6 protein-coding genes and 1 pseudogene are annotated in these 5,085 nt (G+C 69.3%); all 7 read left to right on the top strand.

What is annotated here, in order from left to right; translation table 11 throughout:
- Positions 1-667, top strand: a 667-nt coding sequence (locus tag ROTAS13_RS19075) for an AAA family ATPase (RefSeq protein ID WP_171979154.1), incomplete at its 5' end; no start/stop codon positions are given.
- Positions 668-792: 125 nt separating this feature from the next.
- On the top strand, positions 793-2,658 hold the full coding sequence (locus ROTAS13_RS19070) for an ABC transporter ATP-binding protein (protein ID WP_075823120.1): 1,866 nt from the start codon (positions 793-795) through the stop codon (positions 2,656-2,658).
- A 166-nt stretch (positions 2,659-2,824) separates the two neighbouring features.
- Positions 2,825-3,019 carry an AtpZ/AtpI family protein gene (locus ROTAS13_RS19065; protein WP_019459604.1) on the top strand — a complete coding sequence of 65 codons (195 nt, stop codon included), beginning with the start codon at positions 2,825-2,827 and terminating at the stop codon, positions 3,017-3,019.
- Between the two features lie 14 nt (positions 3,020-3,033).
- Positions 3,034-3,789: a F0F1 ATP synthase subunit A gene (locus ROTAS13_RS19060; protein WP_019459605.1), complete on the top strand. Its 756-nt coding sequence runs from the start codon at positions 3,034-3,036 to the stop codon at positions 3,787-3,789.
- A gap of 47 nt (positions 3,790-3,836) precedes the next feature.
- Positions 3,837-4,076: an ATP synthase subunit C family protein gene (locus ROTAS13_RS19055; protein ID WP_019459606.1), complete on the top strand. Its 240-nt coding sequence runs from the start codon at positions 3,837-3,839 to the stop codon at positions 4,074-4,076.
- A gap of 56 nt (positions 4,077-4,132) precedes the next feature.
- A complete protein-coding gene (locus ROTAS13_RS19050; RefSeq protein ID WP_226946021.1) occupies positions 4,133-4,882 on the top strand; it encodes a F0F1 ATP synthase subunit B' in 750 nt (249 codons plus the stop codon).
- Positions 4,882-5,085 (top strand): annotated as a pseudogene (locus ROTAS13_RS19045) (ATP synthase F0 subunit B); the annotation flags it as partial. The gene ROTAS13_RS19050 and the pseudogene ROTAS13_RS19045, both read left to right, overlap by 1 nt.

Here is a 5,085-nt window from a genome sequence, read left to right as displayed (position 1 = left end):
CCGCAAGGCCGAGCGCCTGGCGCGGGAGCGCGAGGAGATGGGTCCGGTCAACCTGCGCGCCGAGGGCGAGGTGGCGGAGATCGAGGCACGCCTCGCCGGGCTGGATGCCGAGCGCGACAGCATCGCCACCGCGATCCACAAGCTGCGCGGCTCGGTCGGCCACCTGAACCGCGAGGCGCGGGAGCGGCTGCGCGCCGTCTTCGACAAGGTGAACGCGGAGTTCCAGGCGCTCTTCACCCGGCTCTTCGGCGGCGGGCGGGCGCATCTGGCCCTGGTCGGGTCGGAGGATATCCTGGAGGCCGGCCTGGAACTCTTCGCCGAGCCGCCGGGCAAGAGGCTGGCCGCCCTCTCGCTGCTCTCGGGCGGTGAGCAGGCGCTGACCGCGCTGTCCCTGATCTTCGCCGTGTTCAGGTGCCAGCCCGCCCCGGTCTGCGTGCTGGACGAGGTGGACGCCCCCCTGGACGACGCCAATGTCGAGCGCCTCTGCGGGTTGCTGGACGCGATGGCGGAAGGGGGCACCCGCTTCCTGGTGGTCACGCACCACCCGCTGACCATGGCCCGCATGCACCGGCTCTACGGCGTCACCATGCAGGAGCGCGGCGTGTCCCGCCTGCTCAGCGTGGACCTGTCGCGAGCGGTGGAGATGGTGGCCCAGGCGACGGCCTGAACGGTCGTTGCGCTTCAGGCGCCTGGGGAGGGCGGCGCCTTCCCGCCCGGGCCACAGGCACCCCTGGGGAACATGAACGCCTTGTGCGTTGACCCGACTCCCCGCGCGGGCGTCCTGTTCCCGCGATGTTCCGCTTCTTCGAAAGCCTGGTGAACCCGGCCGCGAATCCGGGGGAGAAGGCCGCGCGCTTCCTGGGCGTGCCGGTGCCGGAGGGGGCGCCGCCGCCCTCGCTGCTGGGATTCTACTGGCACTATGCCAGGCAGGCGAAGCTCGTCTTCCTGCTGCTTTTCGTGATGGGGATGTGGGTGGCGCTGCTGGACGCGCTGATCCCGATCTTCATCGGCCGGGTGATCTCGCTGCTGCAGGCCCATCCGCCGGAGCGGCTCTTCGCCGAGGCCTGGGGGCCGCTGCTCGGCATGGCGCTGGTGATGGTGCTGGTGCGGCCGGCCTCCATCCTGATGCAGAACCTCGTGGTGCAGCAGGCGGTGGTGCCGGGCTTCACCGGGATGATCCGCTGGCAGGCGCACTGGCATGTGGTGCGGCAGGGCTGGGCCTTCTTCCAGGAGGATTTCTCGGGCCGAATCGCCACGCGGGTGATGCAGGCGGGGCCGGCGCTGCGCGAGAGCATCGTCTCCGGCGTCAATGCCGTCTGGTACATCCTGGTCTATGCCAGCGGGGCGGTGCTCTGGCTGGTCTCGGCGGACTGGCGGCTGGCGCTGCCGGTTCTGCTGTGGTTCTGCCTCTACGTGGTGCAGCTCCGCCTCGTGGTGCCGCGGCTGCGGGAACGGGCGCGGCGGGCCTCGGAGGCGCGCTCGCTGCTCACCGGGCGGGTGGTGGACAGCTACACCAACATCCTGACCGTGAAGCTCTTCGCCCGGGCGCGGGACGAGGACGACTTCGTGGGCGAGGGGCTGAACCAGCTCACCGACCGCTTCCAGCGCCAGACCCGCATCGTCACGCTGAACGGGCTGTTGCTGTCCTCGCTGAACGCGCTGCTGATGACGGGAATGGCGGCGCTGTCGATCTGGCTCTGGACGCAGGGCGAGATCGGGCTCGGCGTCGTGGCCACGGCGCTGCCCATGGCCTGGCAGATCGTGAACATCTCCGGCTGGGTCGCCTTCAACGTCTCCTCGATCTTCGAGAATATCGGCGTGGTGCAGGAGGGCATGGCCTCCATCGCCGTGCCGCCTACCGCGCCCGATCCGCCGGAGGCGAAGGAGCTCGTCGTCACGCGCGGCGAGGTGCGGTTCGATAAGGTCCGCTTCGGCTATGGGCGGGAAGGGCAGGCGGTGCTGGACGGCTTCGACCTGACCATCGCGCCGGGCGAGCGGATCGGGCTGATCGGCCATTCCGGCGCCGGCAAGACCACGGCCATCAACCTGCTGCTGCGGTTCTTCGAGCCCGATTCGGGGCGCATCCTGATCGATGGACAGGACATTACCGCGGTGACAGCCGAGTCGCTGCGCTCAGCCATCGGCGTGGTGACACAGGACACCGCGCTGCTGCACCGCTCGGTCGGCGACAACATCCGCTATGGCCGCCCCGATGCGGATGACGCGGCGGTCACGGCGGCGGCACGGCAGGCCCAGGCGGATGGCTTCATCGCGCGGCTGGAGGACTGGCGCGGCCGCACCGGCTACGACGCCCATGTCGGCGAGCGCGGCGTGAAGCTGTCCGGCGGGCAGCGGCAGCGCATCGCCATCGCGCGCGTGCTGCTGAAGGATGCGCCGATCCTGGTGCTGGACGAGGCGACGAGCGCGCTCGATTCGGAGGTGGAGGCGGCGATCCAGGAACAGCTGGAGCGGTTGATGCAGGGCAAGACTGTGATCGCCATCGCGCATCGGTTGTCCACCATCGCGCGGCTCGATCGTCTGGTCGTGCTGGAACACGGGCGCATCGCGGAGATGGGCACGCATGCGCAATTATTGGGCCGCGGCGGAGCCTATGCGCGCTTGTGGGAGCGGCAGTCCGGCGGTTTCGTCTCAGCTTGACACCGTGTGAACGGTTCCTTACGAGCCCATTGCCTTCCGGGGGTTAGGCCCGCAGGGAGCGAGGGTGGTAAAGCACGGCGACTTCGACGACCGCTTGCGGAAAGCCCGGGCCCAGCAGGGCCTGGATCCCGACCCTGAAAAGGGAAAGGGAGGGCTGCCGGCAGGCGTGTGGGGTCTGGGGCTGCGGATCGGTGCCGAGCTGGTCTCGGCCCTGATTGTCGGCACCGTGATCGGCATGGCGCTGGACCGGTGGTTCGGCACGTCCCCCTGGCTTCTGCTGGTCTTCTTCCTTGTGGGCGGCGCCGCCGGGGTGCTGAATCTTTACCGCGTTCTTTCCCCGGGGCGTGGGCGCGACCGCTGAATGAGGGCAGGGCCTTGGCGACTGAAGGCAAGACGATCGACGCGCTGAGCCAGTTCGAGCTCATCCCCGTGCTGGGGCCTGTCGGCCGCGCTGTCGGGTTCACCCAGTCCACCGCCCATATGCTGCTCGCGGTCGGCCTGATCTCCGCCCTGATGCTGTTCGGGATGCGCCGCCGCGCGGTCGTGCCGGGGCGGCTGCAGGCGCTGGCGGAGATCTTCTACGAATTCGTGGAAGGGCTCGTGATCGGGCAGGTCGGACAGGAGGGGCGCCGCTACTTCCCCTTCGTCTTCGCACTGTTCATGTTCATCCTGTTCGGGAACATGCTGGGCCTGTTCCCCTATGCCTTCACCTATACCAGCCACATCGCGGTGACCTTCGGCCTCGCGGTCCTGGTGTTCCTGACCACGACGATCATCGCCCTGGTCCTGCATGGCCGGAAGTTCTTCGGCTACTTCTTCCCCGAGGGCGCGCCGCTCTGGCTGGCGCCGATCATCATCCCGGTCGAGATCGTCTCCTACCTGTCCCGCCCGATCAGCCTCTCCATCCGTCTCTTCGCGAACATGGTCGCGGGGCACGTGATGCTGAAGGTCTTCGCCACCTTCGTCGTGCTGATCGGCTCCTTTGGTGCGCTGGGCTTCCTCGGTGCGCTGCTGCCGATGGCGGTCAACGTCGCGCTGATCGGCTTCGAGGTGCTGGTCGCCTTCCTGCAGGCCTATGTCTTCGCGATCCTGACCAGCATCTATCTCCACGACGCGGTGCACCTGCACTAAAGACAGCGCGTCCCCTTCCCCTTGAGACAAGGAAAGAGAACTTCTCGATGAACGATCCTGTCGCCTACCTCGGCGCCTTCAAGGCCCTCGGCGCCGGCCTCGCGGTCATCGCCCTCTTCGGCGTCGGCCTCGGCATCGGCAACATCTTCTCCTCGCTGATCAGCAGCGTGGCCCGCAACCCCGGCGCCCGCGACACCGTCTTCCCGATCGGCATCCTGGGCTTCGCCTTGACGGAAGCCGTGGCGCTCTTCGCCCTGCTGATCGCCTTCCTGATCCTCTTCACCTGACACCCCCTGGTGCCGCGGGGCCCGTCCCCGCGGCACCGGTTCCTTCAGGAGCCGTGATGATCCGCCGCAAGACGACCGCGCTGGCCGCGGCGCTGGTTCTCCTGCCGGTGCTCGCCGTCGCACAGGTTCCCTCCGCGCCCGCCGCGCCCCATTCCACCCCCTCCGGCACCGTGGCTCTGCCCAGCCAGCTCCCGCAGACGACGGGGGCCCCGCTTTCCGATTCCGACCGCGCGCACGCCATCGGCTCTGCCCAGGACCGCGCCGACTACCACGATGCCAAGGCCCAGGCCGAAGGCAAGGGCGGCATGCCGCAGCTCGACTTCGGCAACCCGCTGACCACGGCCCAGGTCGTCTGGCTCTTCGTCATCTTCGGCCTCTTCGTGCTGGTCTGCTACCAGTGGCTGCTGCCGCCGGTGGGCGAGGTCCTGGCCAGCCGGCGCCAGCGCATCGGTGCCGACCTGGAGGCCGCGCGCGCGGCCAAGGCCGAGGCCGACGAGGCCAATGCCGCGCATCTGGCCGCGACGAAGCAGGCCCGCGCCCAGGCGCAGGACAGCATCAGCGCCGCCATGGCCGCCGCCAATGCCGAGGCCGCCTCACGGGCCGAGGCGCTGAATGCCCGGCTACAGGAGCAGATCGCCTCGGCCGAGGCGCGCATCAACCAGGCCCGCGACGCCGCCATGGGCGCGCTGCGCGAGGTCGCGACCGATGCCGCCACGGCGCTGGTCGAGACCCTTTCCGGCATCAAGGACCAGGCGGCCGTGGCACAGGCCGTCGACCGTCAGATCGCGGCGCGAGGACAGGCCTGATGGCACACCATTACGAGCATTTCTGGCTCGACCCGAAGTTCTGGGTCGGCATCGCCTTCGTTCTCTTCGTCGTGCTGACCGGGCGGATGCTTTGGCAGCGCCTCGCCGGCATGCTCGACGCCCGTGCCAGGGCCGTGCGGAACGAGCTGGATGAGGCCGGACGCCTGCGCGCCGAGGCGGAGGCGCTGCGCCAGCAGGCCGAG

The sequence above is a fragment of the Roseomonas sp. TAS13 genome (assembly GCF_001950415.1).
GTDB lineage: Bacteria > Pseudomonadota > Alphaproteobacteria > Acetobacterales > Acetobacteraceae > Roseomonas > Roseomonas mucosa.
This window is presented reverse-complemented; position numbering and strand designations above follow the sequence as displayed.